Source organism: Streptomyces sp. NPDC058576 (assembly GCF_042718715.1).
Classification (GTDB): Bacteria; Actinomycetota; Actinomycetes; order Streptomycetales; family Streptomycetaceae; genus Streptomyces.
On record NZ_JBHXPF010000029.1, the window covers coordinates 1 to 17854 of the forward strand.

Below are 17854 nucleotides of genomic sequence, written 5' to 3' on the forward strand. Positions count from 1 at the left end.
CTCGCCCGCCGTATCGGCGACCCGGTCGCGGTCGCGCTGGGTGCCGGTGCGGAAGCGACCGCGGGTGTGCTGGGTGAGCACGGTGCGGTGAAGGTCCTGGTCTCCGAGGCGTCGGAGTTCGCGGACTATCTGGTGGTGCCGAAGGTGGATGCGCTGCAGGCCGCGTTCGACGCGGTCTCCCCGGCGGCGGTGCTGGTGGTGTCCTCGGCCGAGGGCAAGGAGATCGCGGCCCGTCTGGCGCTGCGGGTCGGTTCGGGGATCATCACGGATGCCACCGACCTGGAGGCCGGTGAGGAGGGTCCGGTCGCGACGCAGGCGGTGTTCGCCGCGTCGTTCACGACGAAGTCCCGGGTCTCCAAGGGTGTTCCGGTGATCACGGTCAAGCCGAACTCGGCTCCCGTCGAGCCGGCCGCGGCGGCGGGTGCGGTCCAGGCTCTGGCGGTGTCGTTCGGTGCGGGCGCGTCGGGTACGAAGGTGACCTCGCGGACGCCGCGTGAGTCGACCGGGCGTCCGGAGCTGACCGAGGCGGCGATCGTGGTCTCGGGTGGCCGGGGGGTCAACGGTGCGGAGAACTTCCCCGTGATCGAGGCTCTCGCGGACTCCCTGGGTGCCGCGGTGGGCGCGTCGCGTGCGGCGGTGGACGCGGGCTGGTACCCGCACACCTCGCAGGTCGGGCAGACGGGCAAGTCCGTCTCGCCGCAGCTGTACATCGCCTCGGGTATCTCGGGGGCGATCCAGCACCGGGCGGGCATGCAGACCTCGAAGACGATCGTCGCGATCAACAAGGACGCCGAGGCCCCGATCTTCGAACTCGTCGACTACGGCGTCGTCGGCGACCTCTTCGCCGTCGTTCCCCAGCTCACCGAGGAGATCACCGCCCGCAAGGGCTGATCCCCCGGCGAACCACCCCCGCCCCGGGCCGCACGGTGAACCCCACCGCGCGGCCCGGCGCCGTTCCGGGCGACCATTGACGCAGGTCGAGCGGCCTTATAACTTCACTATACGGATTGTTGATTCCGGGAAGCGGAAACGACGAGAGCGTGGAGGGTACGTTCATGGGTCAGCAGGAGAAGGTGGCAACGAGCCTCGCCGGTGCGGTCAGCGAGGAGATCAGTGCCTCCCTCACGGCGGTCGACGCGGAGCTCGCCCGCCGCTATCCGGGCGATCCCGGCACCCGCCAGCCCGTGCACACCGTCTACGTACCCGGTGACGTCTTCGAGCCCGGCACCCTGCGCTCCTGGGGCGACCAGGCGCTGGCCGCCCTCGACGAACACGCCCCCGACGCCTCCGCGTTCGCCGCCGTCCTCGGCATCCCCGAGGAGCTGGCCGGGCCGGTCCACGACCGCGTGCGCGCCAAGCTGGAGCGCGAGCCCGTCGAGGACCTGCGCATCGACTTCGAGGACGGCTACGGTCCCCGTCCGGACGCGGAGGAGGACGAGGCCGCCGCCCGCGCCGCGCGCCTGGTCTCCGAGGCGTACGCGAACGGCACCGCCGCCCCGTACATGGGCATCCGGATGAAGTGCATGGAGGCCGGTGTACGCGACCGGGGCATCCGCACCACCGACGTCTTCCTCACCGGCCTGATGGAGGCGGGCGGGCTCCCCGAAGGGCTCGTGCTGACCCTGCCGAAGGTGACGTACCCGGAGCAGGTCACCGCCTTCGTCCAGCTCCTCGAAGCCTTCGAGAAGGCCCACGGCCTCGACGCCGGGCGGATCGGCTTCGAGATCCAGATCGAGACCAGCCAGTCCATCCTCGCCGCCGACGGGACCGCCGCCGTCGCCCGCATGATCGACGCCGCCCAGGGCCGGGCGACGGGGCTGCACTACGGCACCTTCGACTACAGCGCCTGCGTCGGGGTCAGCGCCGCCTACCAGGCCAGTGACCACCCGGCCGCCGATCACGCCAAGGCCGTGATGCAGGTCGCCGCCGCGGGCACCGGCGTACGTGTCTCCGACGGCTCGACCAACGTCCTGCCCGTCGGCCCGACCGACCAGGTCCACGAGGCCTGGCGGCTCCACTACGGCCTCACCCGCCGCGCTCTGGCCCGCGCCTACTACCAGGGCTGGGACATGCACCCCGGTCACCTGCCGACGCGCTACGCGGCCGTCTACGCCTTCTACCGCGAGGGCCTGGAGCCCGCGGCCGCCCGGCTCGCCGCCTACGTGGCCAAGGCCGGCGGTGACGTCATGGACGAGCCCGCCACCGCCAAGGCCCTCAGCGGCTACCTGCTGCGCGGCATCGACTGCGGCGCGCTGGACACCGCCGAGGTCGCCCGGCTGACCGGCCTGACCCGCGCGGACCTGGACGCCTTCGCCTCACCGCGCCGGGGCGACCTGACGGTCACCGCTCCGTAAGGGGGAGCCTCAGTAGCCTTCGCGCCCCGAGGGGACGGCCAGTCCCGCCGGGGTGCGCAGGCCCGCGACCGGCACCGTCCGCTGGCCGCCGCGCGCCGGCAGCTGCACCACCCGGTCGTTGTTGAAGTCCGCGATGTACAGCGCGCCCGCGGGGTCGAAGGCCAGGCCGTACGGGGAGTTGAGCCCGGTCGCCGGGACGGTCCGCTGCGGCCCGCCGCCCGCAGGCAGCCGGACCACCCGGTCGTTGCCGCTGTCGGAGACGAAGAGATCCCCTCCCCGGCCGAAGGCCAGACCGGTCGGCTGGGAGAGCCCGGTCGTGGGCACGGTCGTCTGCGGGCCGCCGTCGGCCGGGACCTTCACCACGCGGTCGTTGACGAAGTCCGCCACGAAGAGGTTCCCCGCCCGGTCCAGCGCGAGACCGTTGGGATGGAGCAGCCCGGTGGTGGGGACGGTGACCTGGCCGCTGCCGTCGGCGGGCACCTTCACCACCCGGTCGTTGAAGCTGTCGGCGATGTAGAGGTCGCCGTCCGCGTCCAGCGCCAGCCCGATGGGGCGGGAGAGGTCGGTGGTCGGGACGACGGTCTGCGGGCCTCCGTCGCCCGGCACCACGACGACCCGGTTGTTGCCGGTGTCGGCGATGTACAGGTCGCCCGAGGGGCCGAGCGTCATCCCGGTCGGGCGGATCAAGCCGCTCGCCGCGACCGTGACCGGCGCGCCGCCGCCGGGCGGCAGGCGCAGCACGGTGTTGTCGGCGTAGTCGGAGATGTACAGGGGCGCTCCACCCTGCGCCGGGGGGCGCCCGTCCGCCGTCCCGGGCGCGGTTTTGGGCGTGGCGGAGGCGACCGGTGCCGCGCACAGCAGCAGCGCCGCCGCCATGGCGGCGAGCCGCCAGCGCGGCTGACTGCGGACCGGCTTCGGGACCGGCGGGGCTGAAGGGATCGATGGGGTCGTCGTGGGACGGCTCATGGGTGCGTACCTGTTCTGGATGCCCTGCCCGCTGCCGTACCGGCCCGGGAAGGGGAGGGGGCGCCCCGGGGTCCGGTCCGCGCGGTGCCCGAGCCGAGGGGCGGACGAGCGGGCGGGCGGGCCGAGGGGAGCTGCGGAGGTGACGGTCCGACACCCGGGCCCGTCGACCGGTCCGCCGGGGCGTGCCGTACGGGGGACGGGGCGTCGGCGGCCGACGATAGGGAGCCGCTCCCGCCGATCCGTCGGCACCACGCCCCGATGGACCGGGCGGCCACCCCAACGGCCCCTGCCGCCCCTCCCGTCCGGACGAGCCGGGCCGTCTTCGGCTGTCCCGGCGCGCTGCTGCCCCGCCACGAGCGCGACAGGTGCGCATCGTGTGCCGCCCACCGCGCACCGCACACGTCCATGTCGTACACGTCCACGGCGCACCAGGTGCCGTTCGACGTGGGCGCGGTCGTGGAAGACCCCCCCGGCGCTCCGGGGACGCGTACGCCTTGAGGTGCCCGGCGTGACGGCCGGTCAGGCCGTCGAGCAGGAGGGCTTCGAGCGCCGAGCCGTCGGGCTGCCGTCTCCGGCCGGGCGGCGGGGTTCGGGGGTCGGCGGCCCTGGTGCGCGTGGCTTCCCGGGCCCCGGTGGGCCCGACCGGCTTCAGGCGGGCGGCAGTTCGCCCGAGCCGCGGGGGATCAGCGTCGTCGGCAGTTCCACCCGTGCCGTGGCGTGGTCCGCTCCGTCGAGGCGGCGGAAGAGATGCTCGGCGGCGGTCCTGCCGACCGCCGCCGCGTCCTGCGAGATCACGGTGATGCCGAGCAGGTCGGCCAGCTCGATGTCGTCGAACCCCACCAGCGCCACCGGCCGCTCCCGCTCCGCGATCACCCGGACCGCCGTCACCGTCACCCGGTTGTTGCCCGCGAACAGGGCGGTGACCGGCTCGGGCCCGCCGAGCATCTCCTCGGCGGCGGCCCGGACCCGCTCCGGCTCGGTGGAGCCGAGGGAGACCCAGCCGTCCTCGACGGTGATGCCCGCGTCCCGCATGGCGGCGTGATAGCCGCGCAGTCGCTCGGTGGCCGTGTGGATCCGCGGCTGGTCTCCGATGAACCCGATCCTGCGGTGACCGTGCGCGATGAGGTGCGCCACGCCCTCCCGGGCCCCGCCGAAGCTGTCGGAGAGCACCATGTCGACGTCGACGTGGCCCGCCGGGCGGTCCACGAAGACCGTGGCGATGCCCGCCTTGATCTCCGGCTCCAGATAACGGTGGTCGTCGCCCGCCGGGATCACGATCAGACCGTCCACCCGGCGGGCGCACAGCGCCAGCACCAACTCCTGCTCCCGCTCCGGGTCCTCGGCGCTGGAACCGTTGATCAGCAGCGCGCCGTGCGCTCGGGCGACCTCCTCCACAGCGCGGCTCAGCGGACCGTAGAACGGGTCCGCCAGATCCTCCAGGACCAGTCCGATGGATGCCGTACGTCCCTTGCGCAGCACGCGGGCACTGTCGTTGCGGCGGAAGCCCAGCGCGTCGATCGCCTCCTGCACGCGCCGCTCGGTGTCGGGCGTGACGCCGGGCTCGCTGTTCACCACCCGGGAGACCGTCTTCAGGCCGACTCCGGCGCGAGCCGCCACGTCCTTCATGGTCGGCCGGTTGCCGTAGCGGGTCTCGGAATGACGGGCGGTCCGGTCCACGTGCGCTGTCCTGTCGTCGGATACGGGCGGGGCTGCGGTGCTCCGGGCGGGGCCGAGCGAGGCCGAGTGGGGGCGCCGCGGGGGTGATCGGAGGCTGTGGCGTCGAGCATAGGCCCTGGACAACGTTGTCAACTGAATGGAGACTGTGCAGACTGTGGACGGAACCCGCAGGTCCCGCCCCTTCACCGATCCGGAGAGTCCCCACCGATGCATACCGACCTCGTCGCCGCGCTCGACATCGGCGGCACCAAGATCGCCGGAGCGCTGGTGGACGGCGACGGATCCCTTCTCGTACGGGCGCAGCGGCCGACGCCCGCCCGGGAAGGGGCCGAGGCGGTCATGGGGGCCGTGGACGAGGTGCTGGGCGAGCTGATGGCCTCGCCGCTGTGGAGCAGGGCCGGATCGATCGGTATCGGCAGCGCCGGTCCGGTGGACGCCGCCGCGGGCACGGTCAGCCCGGTCAACGTCCCCGGCTGGCGGGACTTCCCGCTGGTGGAGCGGGTGCACAAGACGGCGGGCGGATTGTCGGTCGCGCTGGTGGGCGACGGGGTCGCGATGACGGCCGCCGAACACTGGCTCGGTGCGGCGCGCGGCTACGACAACGCGCTGTGCCTCGTCGTGTCGACGGGCGTCGGCGGCGGCCTCGTCCTCGGCGGCACCCTGCGCCCCGGCCCCTCGGGCAACGCCGGGCACATCGGCCACATCAGCGTCGACCTGGACGGGGACCTGTGCCCCTGCGGTGCGCGCGGCTGCGTCGAGGGCATCGCCAGCGGTCCCAACATCGCCCGCCGGGCCCTGGAGAACGGCTGGCGGCCCGGTCCGGACGGCGACGGGACTGCCGCCGCGGTGGCCGTCGCCGCCCGCGCCGGGGACCCGGTCGCCATCGCCTCCTACGAGCGCGCGGCCCAGGCACTGGCGGCCGGCATCGCCGCCACCGCCACCCTGGCGGACCTCGACATCGCGGTGGTCGGCGGGGGAGTGGCCGGGGCCGGTGACGTGCTCTTCGTACCGTTGCGCCGCAGCCTGCGCGACTACGCCACGCTCTCCTACCTCAGGCGGCTGACGATCGCACCCGCCGTGATGGGCACCGACGCCGGTCTGGTCGGGGCCGCCGCGGCGGCGATCGCGCTGCGCTGAAGGGCCCCGCCGCGACAGCTTCCAGGGGGCGCCCGGTTCGTCAGGCAGGGCGCCCCTTGGTCCACCCCTCGCGCGTACCGCAGAGAGATGCCAGTCCGCCGCCGACGGCATCGGCCGGGTCTCCGCCGGGCGTCCCAGCACGGGCCACGCTCATGAACGCCACCATCTTTCGACAGCTGAAGGCACAACGGCGTCAGCCGACGTCGCCCTCGGCGGACCCCGGGCCCGGGCCCCGCCCCCGGCCGACGCCCGTCATCGCCCATCGATAACGGCGACCGCATCGAGCCCTGCGTGGCGAAGCGTCCGCTGGACGGAGCGCCGCGCTCCGTGAATCGTGAGGACAGCCTGCTCCGGCCGCAGCGTTGCCGCACGTAGCAGCGCGTAGGCGCAGGCCAGATCGAGGCGTGTCGCGTCACTCATGTCCACGTGCCACTCGGCAGCCTCGTTCAGAGAGGGCTCAGCAAGGAGTTGCTCCAGCTCCCGCAGGTTCTCAGCTCTCAGATCTCCGGCCAGCACCAGGGTGGCGCGCGGCCCTTCGATGACAGCGACCGTCATGGTCGGTCCTGCCGACGGAGTGGAGCCGGGGTGGGTCGCCACGGTGGCATCCTTTCGCGGCCGACTGACGAGATTCCGCCATATTCCTATAGTGCATCCGGCAGCAGGGAAGGGTTCGTTCGGCGGCACTCGGAAGCCCGTGCGCGGACGGATGCCCCAGGGGTCCACACCCGCCCTGCGAGATCACCGCACATGCGGCCGGTGCAAATGAGTACCCGTCCTCCACTGTCCGGACGATCAGCCTCATGGGGCCTGTCATCTTCGACAGCAACGGCATCTTCGACGTCCTGGACACCAAGCGTGAGCGTCGGGCTGCATCCGAGCGGGCCGTGCAGGTCGAACAATCAGGCGAGCGGACCCGCCGCATCTCGCCCAGAATCGGATGACCGCCGATCCCGCACGACGGAGAGGACCCCATGCCGCGCATCGTCGTCGTCAGCCCGCCGTTCGACTCGCACGCTGCCCCGCTGGCGACGCTGGCGGGGGCGCTCGGTGCGCGAGGTGCGGAGGTGTACTTCGCCTGCGCCGAGGAATTCGCCCACCTCGCACGGGGCGACAGCGTGACGTTCGTCCCGCTGACCGTGACACGGAACGCCAACACCGGAGTCGCAGAGGCGACCCGGCAGCCCTTGGCCGAGGCGGCCCGACTGGGGGAGTTCCTGGAGGCCACCCGCGCCGGGGCCGTGCCGACTCTGCTCACCCAGGCGCGGCATCGGCGGGCGGACATGCTCTCGGACCCCGAGGGCGTCCTGCGGAAGCTGCGCGTCCTCGACGAGCGACTGCGCCCGGACTGGTACGTCACGGACCAGCTCAGCTTCGCCGTCACGCTCGCCCTGCACTGCCTGGGTGCACCCTATGCAACGTTCTGCCCAGGTCATCCCACCTATCTGCCGGCGGGCCCCGAGGCGTACTTCGGTGTGCCCTACGACTGGCCCCAGGCGCTGCGCCCCGGCCACGCGGACGCGAACCGCCTGCTGGCGGCCGCCCGCGAGAACGACCTCGCGTTCACCAGCGCGTTTCACGAGTTCGTACGCCGCCACGCGCCCTCGGCACCGGCTCCTGGGCGAGCCTTCGCGCTCACCTCACCTCATGCCGTCGTCCACGGCTACCCGGATCTGCCGTGGCTGCCCAGGCCCGCCACCGGCCCCGCCCGTCTGTTCGCGGGCCACATGGTTCCGCCGCACTCCCCGCCGCTCGACACCGCCTGGCTGCTGCGCCTGGAGCGGCTGCGGCGACGGGCGGAAAGGATCGTCCTCGTCGCCTTCGGCACGTTTCTGTCGGCTCGCGGCGACGTGTTGCGCACCGTGATCAAGGGCCTGCTCGACGGTCTGCCGGACGTGGGAGTGATCGCGGCCGCGGGGAGCCGGTCGCCGGCGCTGGCGGACCTGGCCGGCGACCGGGCGGTGATCGCCGCGACCGTGCCGCAGCAGAGTCTGCTGAACCATGTGGACGCCATGGTTCACCACGGCGGGGGCAACTCCTTCACCGAATGCCTGCGCGCGGGTGTTCCCGCTCTGGTGCTCCCCTTCTCCAGCGATCAGTTCGCGGTGGCGCGTGACGCCGAGCGCCTGGGCGCCGGGGTCGTGGCCGACCCGAACACCCTGAAACGGGCGGACGTCCGGGCGGCGCTGGACGGTCTGCGGGAGCCGGCGACCGACGTGCCCCTGAGCAGTTCCCCCCGGCTGAGGTCTCGCGGGCCGGTCTGGGCGGCGGCACAGTTGTTGCGCGTCATGGCCGAGAGCGCTCCCGGGCGCTGATGTGCGAAGAGATCGCCCGCTTCTCCGCCGGGCGTTCGTCCCGGGCCGTGCGGCGCGGTGCCGGACAGGCCCCGGCGCGATGCGACCGCGCCGGGTGCATCCGTCGGACGGGTGAGCGCCGAACTGTCACCCGGCTCCACTTCCCACAGGAGGCTCACCTTGTCCACTGACGCTTCCGCGCACCGATCCCCCGAGAGGGACGCGCTCGGCGGACTGGATTTCGACGAGCTGCTGGCCGCGCGCTCGGCGTTCTACGGCATACCCGCCGAAGAGCCGGACCCACCGGCCGCGCAGCCGGCAGCCGATCCGTCCCCCGGCGGACTGCTCGCTCAACTGCTCGCCGCCGAGTACGGGCGCCGCCCCCAGGGGGGCCGCCGTCGGGCCGTCGGATTCACCCCCGACGATTCGGCGACAGCGGCGCTCCGGCGAGCCTGCCGCCTCGGGATCGCCCTGCCTCCGCGCACCCTGCTCCACGTAGCCCTGGACCATCCCCACCAGGCAGGTCCGGTGCTGGAGCTGTGGCCTGGGTCGGTAAGCCGCTACGGCCCCCGGCAGGCCCGGGAAGTGCTGCGACGACAGCTGGTCGGCGGCCATGGTCACCCCGAGCACATCCCCGTGCTGCTCGAACTCGCGATGAGTGCGGGACTCCGCCCCCTGGCAGCCGAGGAGGCCGCCGCCGCTGCCGCCGCGTCACCGGTCCGGGAGGCTCGGCACGCCCTGTGGCGCTACCTCCATCTGCTCCCCGGCGGCAGCGGCCGCCTCCCGGACACGGCGACCGCGGGCGACGACTACGAGCGGCTGCTGCTCAGCCCTCCGACCGATCTCGCCGGTGTCAGGATGAGGCCCGGCGGCCTGCTCATCGCCCAGTCCATGCTGCTGGGGAGCCTGGACCGCCCTGGCCACGGGCAGAGCGGAGGTCTCTCCGTCCTGCTCGCGGGACTGGGAGACCGCCTGGCGTCGACGAGCGCGGCCGCCGGGGTGGTGACGATCGTGACAGCGGGGCATCGCGACCTCGCCGAGGACCCGTGCCTGGTGCGGGAACGTGCCCCCGGGCACTGGGTCGTACGCCTGCCCGTCGACGCCCCGACCGGCCCGGCGCAACAGCAGATGCCCGCACACCGTCCAGGACTCACCTGGTGGGCCGTACGCCTCCTGAGCCTTCTGCCCCGGCCCGTGGACGTGCTGCACGTACGCTACGCCGACGACGCCAGCCTCGGACTGGCCGAGGCAGGCAGAATCCTCGGGTGTCGCCTGGTGTTCACGGCCACCCCGGATCCGCATCGGCATCTGGCGCGACGCCACGGAGACACCGCCTCCGGCAGCAGCCGGTCCGCGGAGCACCTGCGGCATGACCTGCACCGAGTGTTCCTCGCCGACAGACTGGTGCACCGAGCCCACTCCGTCGTGGGCATCCCCGGTCGCGGAGGAAGCGCGGAGCTTCTCAGGTTCTTCCCGGTACTCTCCACCCGCAACGACGGCAGAGGCCCTTCCGCCCTGCCCGAGGGCGTCCCCGCGTATACGCCGGCTCAGCACGAGAACGAACTCAGAAAGACGCTTCTGGGGACCCTGTTCGCAGGCGGCGACGACATCAGAACACTCGCCCCCGGGGACCGGGACCTCACACTTCTGCTGTGCGTGGGCCGGCTCCACCCGATGAAGCAGCAACACCTCCTCGTCGACGCCTGGCTGAACGGCGGCCTCTGGCGCACCACGACACTCGTCCTGGTGGGCGGGGCCGGCGAGCACCCCTCCGAGGAGGAGCGGGACATGCGGCGCCGTCTCCACGCAAGGGTGCGCGAGTCCCCCTCCGCCGCTCGCCGCCTCGCGCTCCTGCCCGCGATACCCAACGACGAGGTACGCCGACTGGAGCACGCCCTCGCCGAGTCGGAGGGATTCAAGGCCTGGTACGTGTGTCCCAGTCTCAAGGAGGAGTTCGGCCTCGCCGTGCTGGAAGCCATGGAGGCGGGCCTGCCCGTGGCCGGCACGCGGCGGGGAGGCATCCCCCACTACCTGCGCGACGGTGTCAACGGCGTCCTGCTGGACACGTCCGACCGGCTCACGCTGGCACGGGGCCTGCACCGCCTGGCCGCGCTGGCCGAACCCGAACGGCGCCGCATGGCGCGTGCGGGGCGCAGGACCGTCCGTGAGCGCTTCTCCGTCGCGGAGATGGCCGACGCGCTCGCCCAGGAGTACACCGAAGCATGTCTGCGGCCGCTTTGAGTGCATTCCTACCAAGATGCGCCGACACGTGCGGGAAGTAAGGATGATCCCAGTCCGATGACTTCTACCCGCAGGAGAGCCATGATCGTCCAGACGCTGCACGAAAAGGGACTGCGTTCCGAGCACGCCTACACGGCCGCCTTCGTATCGATCGGCCTGTCCGTCGTGACGTGGTGCGGTTCGATGAAGGGTGAATCGTCGGGGACGGACCGCGCGGATCGGTGGGGCATCTTCGTGGGCGAGTGGGCCCCGACGTTTCTCGCCCTCGGCCTGGCCCTGGCGAACTACGAGCGGGACCACCAGCCCTCGCACTCCTTGAAGCACTGACGCGGCAGCGCGTGCCGGGCGGGGTGACGCGCGGTCACCTCGCTCCCCAGGGCTGTCCCGCAGCCCTCGGACGTACCTCTCCACGAGAGCCGTGGACCCCCGGCACGTCCGAGAAATATTTTCCGACTGGAGTGAAACCGAGGAGCCGCGAGGGGCGGAAGGCTCTGCACAGACTCCCCCCAGGAGTCCCGGTGAAGGGAAACTCCATGACCCCTCGGCCCATAGCAGCGACCCTCGCGCTGGCCTCAGCCACCACGATCGGTCTCGTCGCCGCGACCCCCGCGCTCGCCGCGCCCGCCGCCGCAGCCGATGACAAGGCAGTCGTCTCGGTCTTCCACGCCGTACCCGGCCTGAAGGTCGACGTGTACGCCAACGGCAAGGAACTGCTGCCGGACTTCGAGCCCGGCACTCTGACGGACCCTCTCGAACTCAAGGCCGGCAGCTACGACATCAAGGTCTTCAAGGACGGCGAGGGCCCCGACGGCACACCCGCCATCGAGAAGAAGGTCGAGGTGCCCGCTGGAGCCGACGCGACGCTGGTGGCGCACCTGACAGCCGACGGCAAGCCCGCCCTCAACGCCTTCGTGAACGACCTGTCCAAGGTGCCGGCCGGGAAGTCCCGGCTGACGGTCCGCCATGTCGCGGCCGCACCGGCCGTCGACGTCCGGGCCGGAGGTACTCCCGTCTTCAAGGGCCTGGAGAACCCCAAGGAGATCAAGGGAGAGGTCGACGCCGGCACCGTCGAGGCCGACGTGACCCTGGCCGGTACGGACACGGTCGCCATCGGACCGGCCGAACTCGATCTCGCCGAGGGCGTCAATACGGTCGTGTACGCCTGGGGCAGCGCGGACGACAAGAACCTCGCCCTGAAGACACAGACCTTCAAGGACCTGCACTCCGCCCCGCACGGTGTGCCGGCCGGTGAGACCGGCCAGAACGCCACGAACTCCGCCGGGCTGTCGGGCTGGTCCCTCGCGCTCGCCGGGATCGCCGTGGCCGGGGCGGCGGTCGGGGGCCGCCGACTCCTCACCTCGCAGCGCTGACCGTTCGGCATCCGGAGGAGCGGGCGACGCTCCCGCACCACCCGCTCCTCCGGCCCCGCCGTCGACCACTCCTCACAGAAGGAAGACATCCGTCGATGAAGCACCGTCGTTCCCCGCGAGGTCGGTGGCTCCTGGCCACTGGGGCGATCCTCGGTCTGTCGCTGCTCGCCGTTCTCATCGTGATCCGGCTGGACCGCGATGCCGGGCCGGCGGACTTCGGTGCTCCCCTTCCTGCCCAGGAGGCGCCGGCAGCCAGCGGTCCCTCCGCCGCTTCACCCACGCCCTCTCCGGAGGCGTCAGGGGCTGCCGACGCACAGCCGCGCCTGCTGCAGATACCTCGGCTGCGCGTCAGTGCGCCCATCGACCCGGTCGGCGTGGCGCCGGACGGGGAGACGGAAGTCCCCGAGGACGCGCGCCGCGTCGGCTGGTACCGCTTCGGTCCCACCCCGGGCTCATCGGAGGGCTCGGCAGTCATCGTCGGCCACGTCGACTCCCGGACCCAGGGACTCGGCGTGCTGGCCAAGCTCGACGACGTCCGAGCGGACGACCGCGTGGCCGTGCGCGATTCGGACGGGTCCACCACGCGGTACCGGATCGTCTCGCGCCGAACCGTCCCGAAGGATGAACTGGCGGACTCCGGGGTGTTCCGCCGGGACGGTTCACCCGCTCTCACGCTGATCACCTGCACCGGGCCGTTCCTCGAAGACCGCGGCGGCTACCAGGACAATCTGGTGATCACCGCGGTGCCGGAGACGAGTTGACGATGCCCTGGGGTGGCCCGCACATCCTTACGACTATTCTGTCGCGTGTGCCGAAGACGGATGAGGACATCGCCAAGGGCTTCGCCCTGGGCGATGAGTCATGTCTGGCCGCGGCCTACCGGAGGTGGGGTTCGCTCGTCTACACGGTGGCCGGCCGCGCGCTGGGCGACGCCGAGGAAGCCAAGGACATCGCACAGCAGGTCTTCATCGGTGCCTGGCGTGGCCGTGCCGGTTTCGAGCCTTCGAAAGGGACTCTGCTGGCCTGGCTCATGGGCATCACGCGCTACAAGATCGCCGACGCTCTGGAGCAGCGGTCCCGTCGCAGGCGCGATCTGGAGGCGGTGTCGGCCACCGCGGTGGAGATCCCGCGGTTGGATGACGCCGTACCGCAAGTGATCGTCGATCAGCTCCTGGTCCGCGACTGTCTCGCTGATCTGACTCCCGCACAGCGGCGGGTGCTGGAGCTGGCCTTCTTCGACGACCTCACCCAGATTCAGATCGCTGAGCGCACGGGGTGGCCGCTGGGAACGGTGAAGACCCACGCACGACGCGGGCTCATCGCGCTCAGGCGCAGGTTGGAGGAGGTGGACGGTGCAGCACAATAGCCTGAACGATCTGGTGCTGATCGCCTTGGGCGATGCGCCGTCATCGGTCGGATCGGCACACGTGAGCGAGTGCTCCCAGTGCGCGCGGGACCTGGCTGACCTGGTGCGCGTGGTCGACGCGGGCCGTGCCCCCGAAGAGCAGGAGCTGGTGGAGCCGCCACCGGACGTCTGGTCCGGTATATGCGCCGAGCTGCATCTGGACTTCGATGACACCGCCGAGGAAAGGCCGACCCCGCTTCCCGCGGAGGGCGGCCCGGCGGCCGGATCCGCGAGGCGGAAGGATGCCGTCCACGTCCTGTGGGGGGATGACGACGATCCAGATTCTCGTTCCGTTGTCGGGAACGGGTCCGGCGCGCGGCGGGGGCGTCGGACCGCGTTCGTCGTCGCTGTGGCAGCGGCCCTGCTGGGGGCGGCGGCCGGAAGCGGCATCACCTGGTGGGCTGTCGACCAGGACCGTCAGCCTGCCGTTGCCGGAAACAGCCGGGCTCTCACCCCTCTCGTGCCCAGCGCGCTCGGCTCCGCGCGTATCGGTGACGCTTCCGGACAGCGCAAACTCGACATCAAGGTCGAGGGGCTGCCGAAGACTTCCGGATACTTCGAGGTCTGGCTCATGGACCGCAGCCACACCAAACTCATATCCATGGGGATTCTGGGCCCCGAGGGCCACGCGGTGCTCCCCGTACCGGACAACCTGGACCTCAAGGACTATCCGTTCGTCGATGTCTCCGTCCAGGCCTACAACGGCAGCCCGGAACATTCGGGCAACAGCGTTGTGCGCGGACAGTTCGCCGGCGCTTGACAGCGCGAAGCAGGTAAAGGGCGCGGCGACCTGGGTGCCCGCCGCGCCGCACGCTGTGCGTGCGAGGAAACTGCAACAAGCGGGTCCCTTAAGGAACTCTTCGCGAACCCGTCGCTCAACTGCGCCCGGGTCGAAGTCCCGGTCGACTATGCGGTCACCAGCCGGCATGAGCTCCCCGGTGTGGAGGGTACGTACAGCGAGGCGACGACAGCGATGGAAGAGCGGATCGGTGGGTATCTCTAGGGAGTTTGGGAGAAAGAGGTGGTGGGAGCCGGGCTGTGGACACCCTCGTTTCCCGTGCCTCTCCCGGACGAACCGGCGAAACCCGCTCCGCCGCTGGTCAGCGGCCTTCCCACTCTGGAGTGCTAGTGATTGTCGTCTGGGTCAACGGTGCGTTCGGTGCGGGCAAGACCAGCGCCGCGGGCGAACTGATCGATCTGATCCCGAACAGCACGCTGTACGACCCGGAGATCACCGGCGCGGCGCTGCGCGCTCTGCTGCCGCAGAAGAGGCTCGCCGAGGTCACCGACTTCCAGGACCTGCCGATCTGGCGGCGGCTCGTGGTGGACACGGCCGCGGCGCTGCTCGCCGAGGTGCCCGGGGTGCTGGTGGTGCCGATGACGCTGCTGCGGCAGGAGTACCGCGACGAGATCTTCGGCGGGCTCGCCTCCCGGCGCATCCCCGTCCGGCATGTGGCGCTCTCACCAGAGGAAACGATCCTGCGCAGCCGGATCGCGGGCCGCGAGGAGTTTCCCGGCGACGACGAACAGAGCGACCGGGTGCGCCGGTGGGCGTACGAGCACATCGGCCCGTACCGCGACGCCCTCGGCTGGATCGCCACCGACGCGTATGTGCTCGACAACAGCGCCCTCACGCCCCGTCAGACCGCCGAGCGGATCGCGGACGCCGTGCGCGACGGGATCGCCGCCCCGTGCCCGATCGTGCAGAGCCCCGAGCCGACCGGTGAGACGGTCGCTGCCGGGGTGCTGCTCTTCGACGAACAGGACCGGGTGCTGCTCGTCGACCCCACGTACAAACCGGGGTGGGAGTTCCCCGGCGGTGTCGTCGAGGCGGGCGAGGCCCCCGCGCAGGCCGGGATCCGTGAGGTCGCCGAGGAGATAGGCCTCAGCCTCGACCGGATCCCCACCCTGTTGCTCGTCGACTGGGAGGCGCCCCGCCCACCCGGCTACGGCGGGCTGCGCTTCCTCTTCGACGGCGGCCTGTTGCGCTCCGAGGACGCCGGCCGGCTGCTGCTGCCCGGCTCCGAGCTGCGCGGCTGGCGCTTCGTCACCGAGGAGGAAGCCGCGGGGATGCTGCCGCCGACCCGGTACGAGCGGCTGCGCTGGGCCCTGCGGGCGCGTGAGCGGTCGACGGTGCTCAACCTGGAGGCGGGGGCGCCGGTGGGCTGAGCGGCGGCCGCACGACGCTCACCCGCCGTTCGCCGCCGCCGCCAGCAACGCGGCCGCGTTCTCGGTGAGCGGGTCGCCGTGACCGAAGCAGACGGTACGGGGCGCGAGCGCGGCCAGTCGCCGGAACGTGCCCGCCGCCTCGGCTCGGTCCACGTTGAACACGCCGAGCATCACCCGGTCCGCGAAGGCAGCGGTGTCCCCGGTGAACAGAACGCCGTGGCGCGGCAGATGCAGCGCGATGGAGCCCGCCGTGTGCCCGGGGGCGTGGACCACCCGCGCGCCGTCCCCGAACGGCAGCACCTCGCCGCCGGTCACCTCGCGGTCGACCCGGGTGGGCGGGGCGTCGGGACACGTCAGCCCGTGCTCCCAGAGCGGCCGTTCCCAGTCCAGCAGGTCCGGTTCCGGTACGGGACGCTCGCCCCGGACCGCTGGGGCGTCCAGCGCGTGGGCGACGATCTCCGCGCCGTGGCGGTCGGCCAGCTCCCGCGCGGCCCCGTAGTGGTCGCGGTGACCATGGGTGATGACGATGCGGCGGATCCCGGCCGGGTGGTGGCCGAGCGAGCGGATCGCGTCCTCGATCGCGGTGGCCGAGTCGACGTCGCCCGCGTCGATCAGGGTCAGATCCGCCCCGTCGCGCCAGAGATACGCCTGGCCGATCCGGAAGCGGAACATGTGCAACTGGGGGAGTACCTCGACGAGATCCATGCGGCGAACGTACGCAGCTGCGGACGTCCGCCGCACGGATCTACGCTGCCGGCGACTTCGCCGGCGGCGTAGCGGTCAGGCCTTCTTCGACGCCGCGTAGTTCCGCAGGAACAGCGCCTCGGCGACCGACATCCGCTCCAGCTCCTCGGGCGACACGCTCTCGTTCACCGCGTGGATCTGCGCCTCGGGCTCGCTCAGTCCGATCAGCAGGATCTCCGCCTCCGGGTAGAGGCCCGCGAGGGTGTTGCACAGCGGGATCGAGCCGCCCATCCCGGAGGACTGCATCTCCTGGCCCGGGTAGGCGTCCCGCATCGCGTCGGCCATCGCCGTGTACGCCGGGCTGGTCATGTCGGCACGGAACGGCTGGCCCTGGCCGACCTGTTCCACCTTCACCCGGGCGCCCCACGGAGCACGCGACTCCAGGTGGGCGGTGAGCAGCTTCGTCGCCTCGGCGGCGTCGTGGCCCGGCGGCACCCGCAGGCTGATCTGCGCCCGGGCGCTCGCCTGCACGGACGGGGTCGCGCCGACGACCGGCGGGCAGTCGATGCCGATGACGGTGACGGCGGGACGGGCCCAGATGCGGTCAGCGACCGTGCCCGTGCCGATCAGCTCGACCCCGTCCAGCACCTTGGCGTCCTGCCGGAACTCCGCCTCCGGGTACTGGATGCCGTCCCAGTCGGCGTCACCGGTCAGACCGTCGACCGTGGTGGTCCCGTCCTCGGCGCGCAGCGAGGCCAGCAGCTGGATCATCGCGGCCAGCGCGTCCGGGGCCGCGCCGCCGAACTGTCCCGAGTGCAGGTTCCCTTCCAGGGTGTCCAGCTGCACGCGCAGCATGGTCATCCCGCGCAGCGTCGCCGTGACGGTCGGCAGGCCGACCCGGAAGTTCCCGGTGTCGCCGATGACGATCGTGTCGGCGGCCAGCAGCTCCGGGTGCGCCTCCGCGTACTGCTCCAGACCGCCGGTGCCCTGCTCCTCGGAGCCCTCGGCGATCACCTTCACCGAGACCGGGACGCCACCGTCCGCCTTCAGGGCGCGCAGCGCGAGCAGATGCATGATGAACCCGCCCTTGCAGTCGGCCGCGCCCCGCCCGTACCAGCGGCCGTCGCGCTCGGTCAGCTCGAACGGCGGGGAGACCCAGGCCGCCTCGTCCAGCGGCGGCTGCACGTCGTAGTGCGCGTAGAGCAGCACGGTCGGCGCCCCGGCCGGCCCGGGCAGGTACCCGTAGACGGACTGCGTCCCGTCGGGGGTGTCCAGGAGCGCGACGTCCGTGAACCCCTCGGCGCGCAGCGCGCCGGCGACCCACCTCGCCGCACCCTCGCACTCGCTCCTCGGGAACACCGCCGGGTCCGCCACCGACTGGAACGCCACCAGCTCGGCCAGCTCCTCCCGGGCGCGGGGCATCAGCGAGGCGACGGTCTCGGGAATCGGACGGGCGGTCATGGGCACGCTCCTCGTGGGTGCGACGTTATGGGTAGGGCGCGGTGTGTACGCGACCGGGTGCGCCGCCGTCTCCGCGACGACGCATGTACGACGAAATCA

At 72.1% G+C, this 17854-nt stretch carries 17 protein-coding genes; 12 read left to right on the plus strand and 5 right to left on the minus strand.

The window, feature by feature from the left end; translation table 11 throughout:
- Both ACFWRV_RS20850 and ACFWRV_RS20855 read left to right on the plus strand, forming a co-directional pair.
- Positions 1-891 (plus strand): electron transfer flavoprotein subunit alpha/FixB family protein (locus ACFWRV_RS20850; protein ID WP_384336629.1); only part of this gene is annotated, 891 nt, incomplete at its 5' end.
- A gap of 164 nt (positions 892-1055) precedes the next feature.
- The gene (locus ACFWRV_RS20855) at positions 1056-2354 is read left to right on the plus strand and encodes a DUF6986 family protein (protein WP_384336631.1); all 1299 of its coding nucleotides are present in this window, start codon (positions 1056-1058) and stop codon (positions 2352-2354) included.
- Between the two features lie 9 nt (positions 2355-2363).
- Here ACFWRV_RS20855 and ACFWRV_RS20860 read toward each other — a convergent pair whose 3' ends face one another.
- Entirely contained in the window at positions 2364-3230 is an 867-nt protein-coding gene (locus ACFWRV_RS20860) for an SMP-30/gluconolactonase/LRE family protein (protein WP_384336783.1), read from the minus strand.
- Between the two features lie 738 nt (positions 3231-3968).
- Positions 3969-4997: a LacI family DNA-binding transcriptional regulator gene (locus tag ACFWRV_RS20865; RefSeq protein WP_384336633.1), complete on the minus strand. Its 1029-nt coding sequence runs from the start codon at positions 4995-4997 to the stop codon at positions 3969-3971.
- 207 nt (positions 4998-5204) lie between these two features.
- Between ACFWRV_RS20865 and ACFWRV_RS20870 the strand changes: the two genes are divergently transcribed.
- Entirely contained in the window at positions 5205-6134 is a 930-nt protein-coding gene (locus tag ACFWRV_RS20870) for an ROK family protein (RefSeq protein ID WP_384336635.1), read from the plus strand.
- A 252-nt stretch (positions 6135-6386) separates the two neighbouring features.
- Here the strand turns inward: ACFWRV_RS20870 and ACFWRV_RS20875 are convergent, their stop codons facing one another.
- Positions 6387-6731: an STAS domain-containing protein gene (locus ACFWRV_RS20875; protein WP_384336637.1), complete on the minus strand. Its 345-nt coding sequence runs from the start codon at positions 6729-6731 to the stop codon at positions 6387-6389.
- A gap of 203 nt (positions 6732-6934) precedes the next feature.
- On the opposite strand from ACFWRV_RS20875, the gene ACFWRV_RS20880 reads away from it, so the two are divergent.
- From ACFWRV_RS20880 to ACFWRV_RS20920, 9 genes are all read left to right on the plus strand, one after another.
- Entirely contained in the window at positions 6935-7075 is a 141-nt protein-coding gene (locus ACFWRV_RS20880; RefSeq protein ID WP_384336639.1) for a hypothetical protein, read from the plus strand.
- Positions 7076-7105: 30 nt separating this feature from the next.
- Positions 7106-8446, plus strand: coding sequence for a glycosyltransferase (locus ACFWRV_RS20885; RefSeq protein ID WP_384336641.1), 1341 nt, complete (start codon positions 7106-7108; stop codon positions 8444-8446).
- Between the two features lie 159 nt (positions 8447-8605).
- Positions 8606-10666, plus strand: coding sequence for a glycosyltransferase family 4 protein (locus ACFWRV_RS20890; RefSeq protein WP_384336643.1), 2061 nt, complete (start codon positions 8606-8608; stop codon positions 10664-10666).
- Between the two features lie 81 nt (positions 10667-10747).
- The gene (locus tag ACFWRV_RS20895; RefSeq protein ID WP_384336645.1) at positions 10748-10993 is read left to right on the plus strand and encodes a hypothetical protein; all 246 of its coding nucleotides are present in this window, start codon (positions 10748-10750) and stop codon (positions 10991-10993) included.
- Positions 10994-11199: 206 nt separating this feature from the next.
- Positions 11200-12036 (plus strand): DUF4397 domain-containing protein, encoded by an 837-nt coding sequence (locus ACFWRV_RS20900; protein ID WP_384336647.1) that lies wholly within the window; start codon positions 11200-11202, stop codon positions 12034-12036.
- A 95-nt stretch (positions 12037-12131) separates the two neighbouring features.
- Positions 12132-12797, plus strand: coding sequence for a class F sortase (locus tag ACFWRV_RS20905; protein ID WP_384336649.1), 666 nt, complete (start codon positions 12132-12134; stop codon positions 12795-12797).
- A 47-nt stretch (positions 12798-12844) separates the two neighbouring features.
- Positions 12845-13402 (plus strand): sigma-70 family RNA polymerase sigma factor, encoded by a 558-nt coding sequence (locus ACFWRV_RS20910; RefSeq protein ID WP_384336651.1) that lies wholly within the window; start codon positions 12845-12847, stop codon positions 13400-13402.
- Positions 13389-14201 carry an anti-sigma factor gene (locus ACFWRV_RS20915; protein WP_384336653.1) on the plus strand — a complete coding sequence of 271 codons (813 nt, stop codon included), beginning with the start codon at positions 13389-13391 and terminating at the stop codon, positions 14199-14201. Before ACFWRV_RS20910 ends, ACFWRV_RS20915 begins: the two co-directional genes overlap by 14 nt.
- 371 nt (positions 14202-14572) lie before the next feature.
- Positions 14573-15610: an NUDIX domain-containing protein gene (locus ACFWRV_RS20920; RefSeq protein ID WP_384336785.1), complete on the plus strand. Its 1038-nt coding sequence runs from the start codon at positions 14573-14575 to the stop codon at positions 15608-15610.
- Positions 15611-15628: 18 nt separating this feature from the next.
- On the opposite strand, the gene ACFWRV_RS20925 is transcribed toward ACFWRV_RS20920, so the two are convergent.
- Together ACFWRV_RS20925 and ACFWRV_RS20930 are read right to left on the minus strand one after the other, a co-directional pair.
- On the minus strand, positions 15629-16315 hold the full coding sequence (locus ACFWRV_RS20925; protein WP_384336655.1) for an MBL fold metallo-hydrolase: 687 nt from the start codon (positions 16313-16315) through the stop codon (positions 15629-15631).
- Between the two features lie 75 nt (positions 16316-16390).
- Entirely contained in the window at positions 16391-17755 is a 1365-nt protein-coding gene (locus tag ACFWRV_RS20930; protein ID WP_384336657.1) for a dipeptidase, read from the minus strand.
- Positions 17756-17854: the final 99 nt, after the last annotated feature.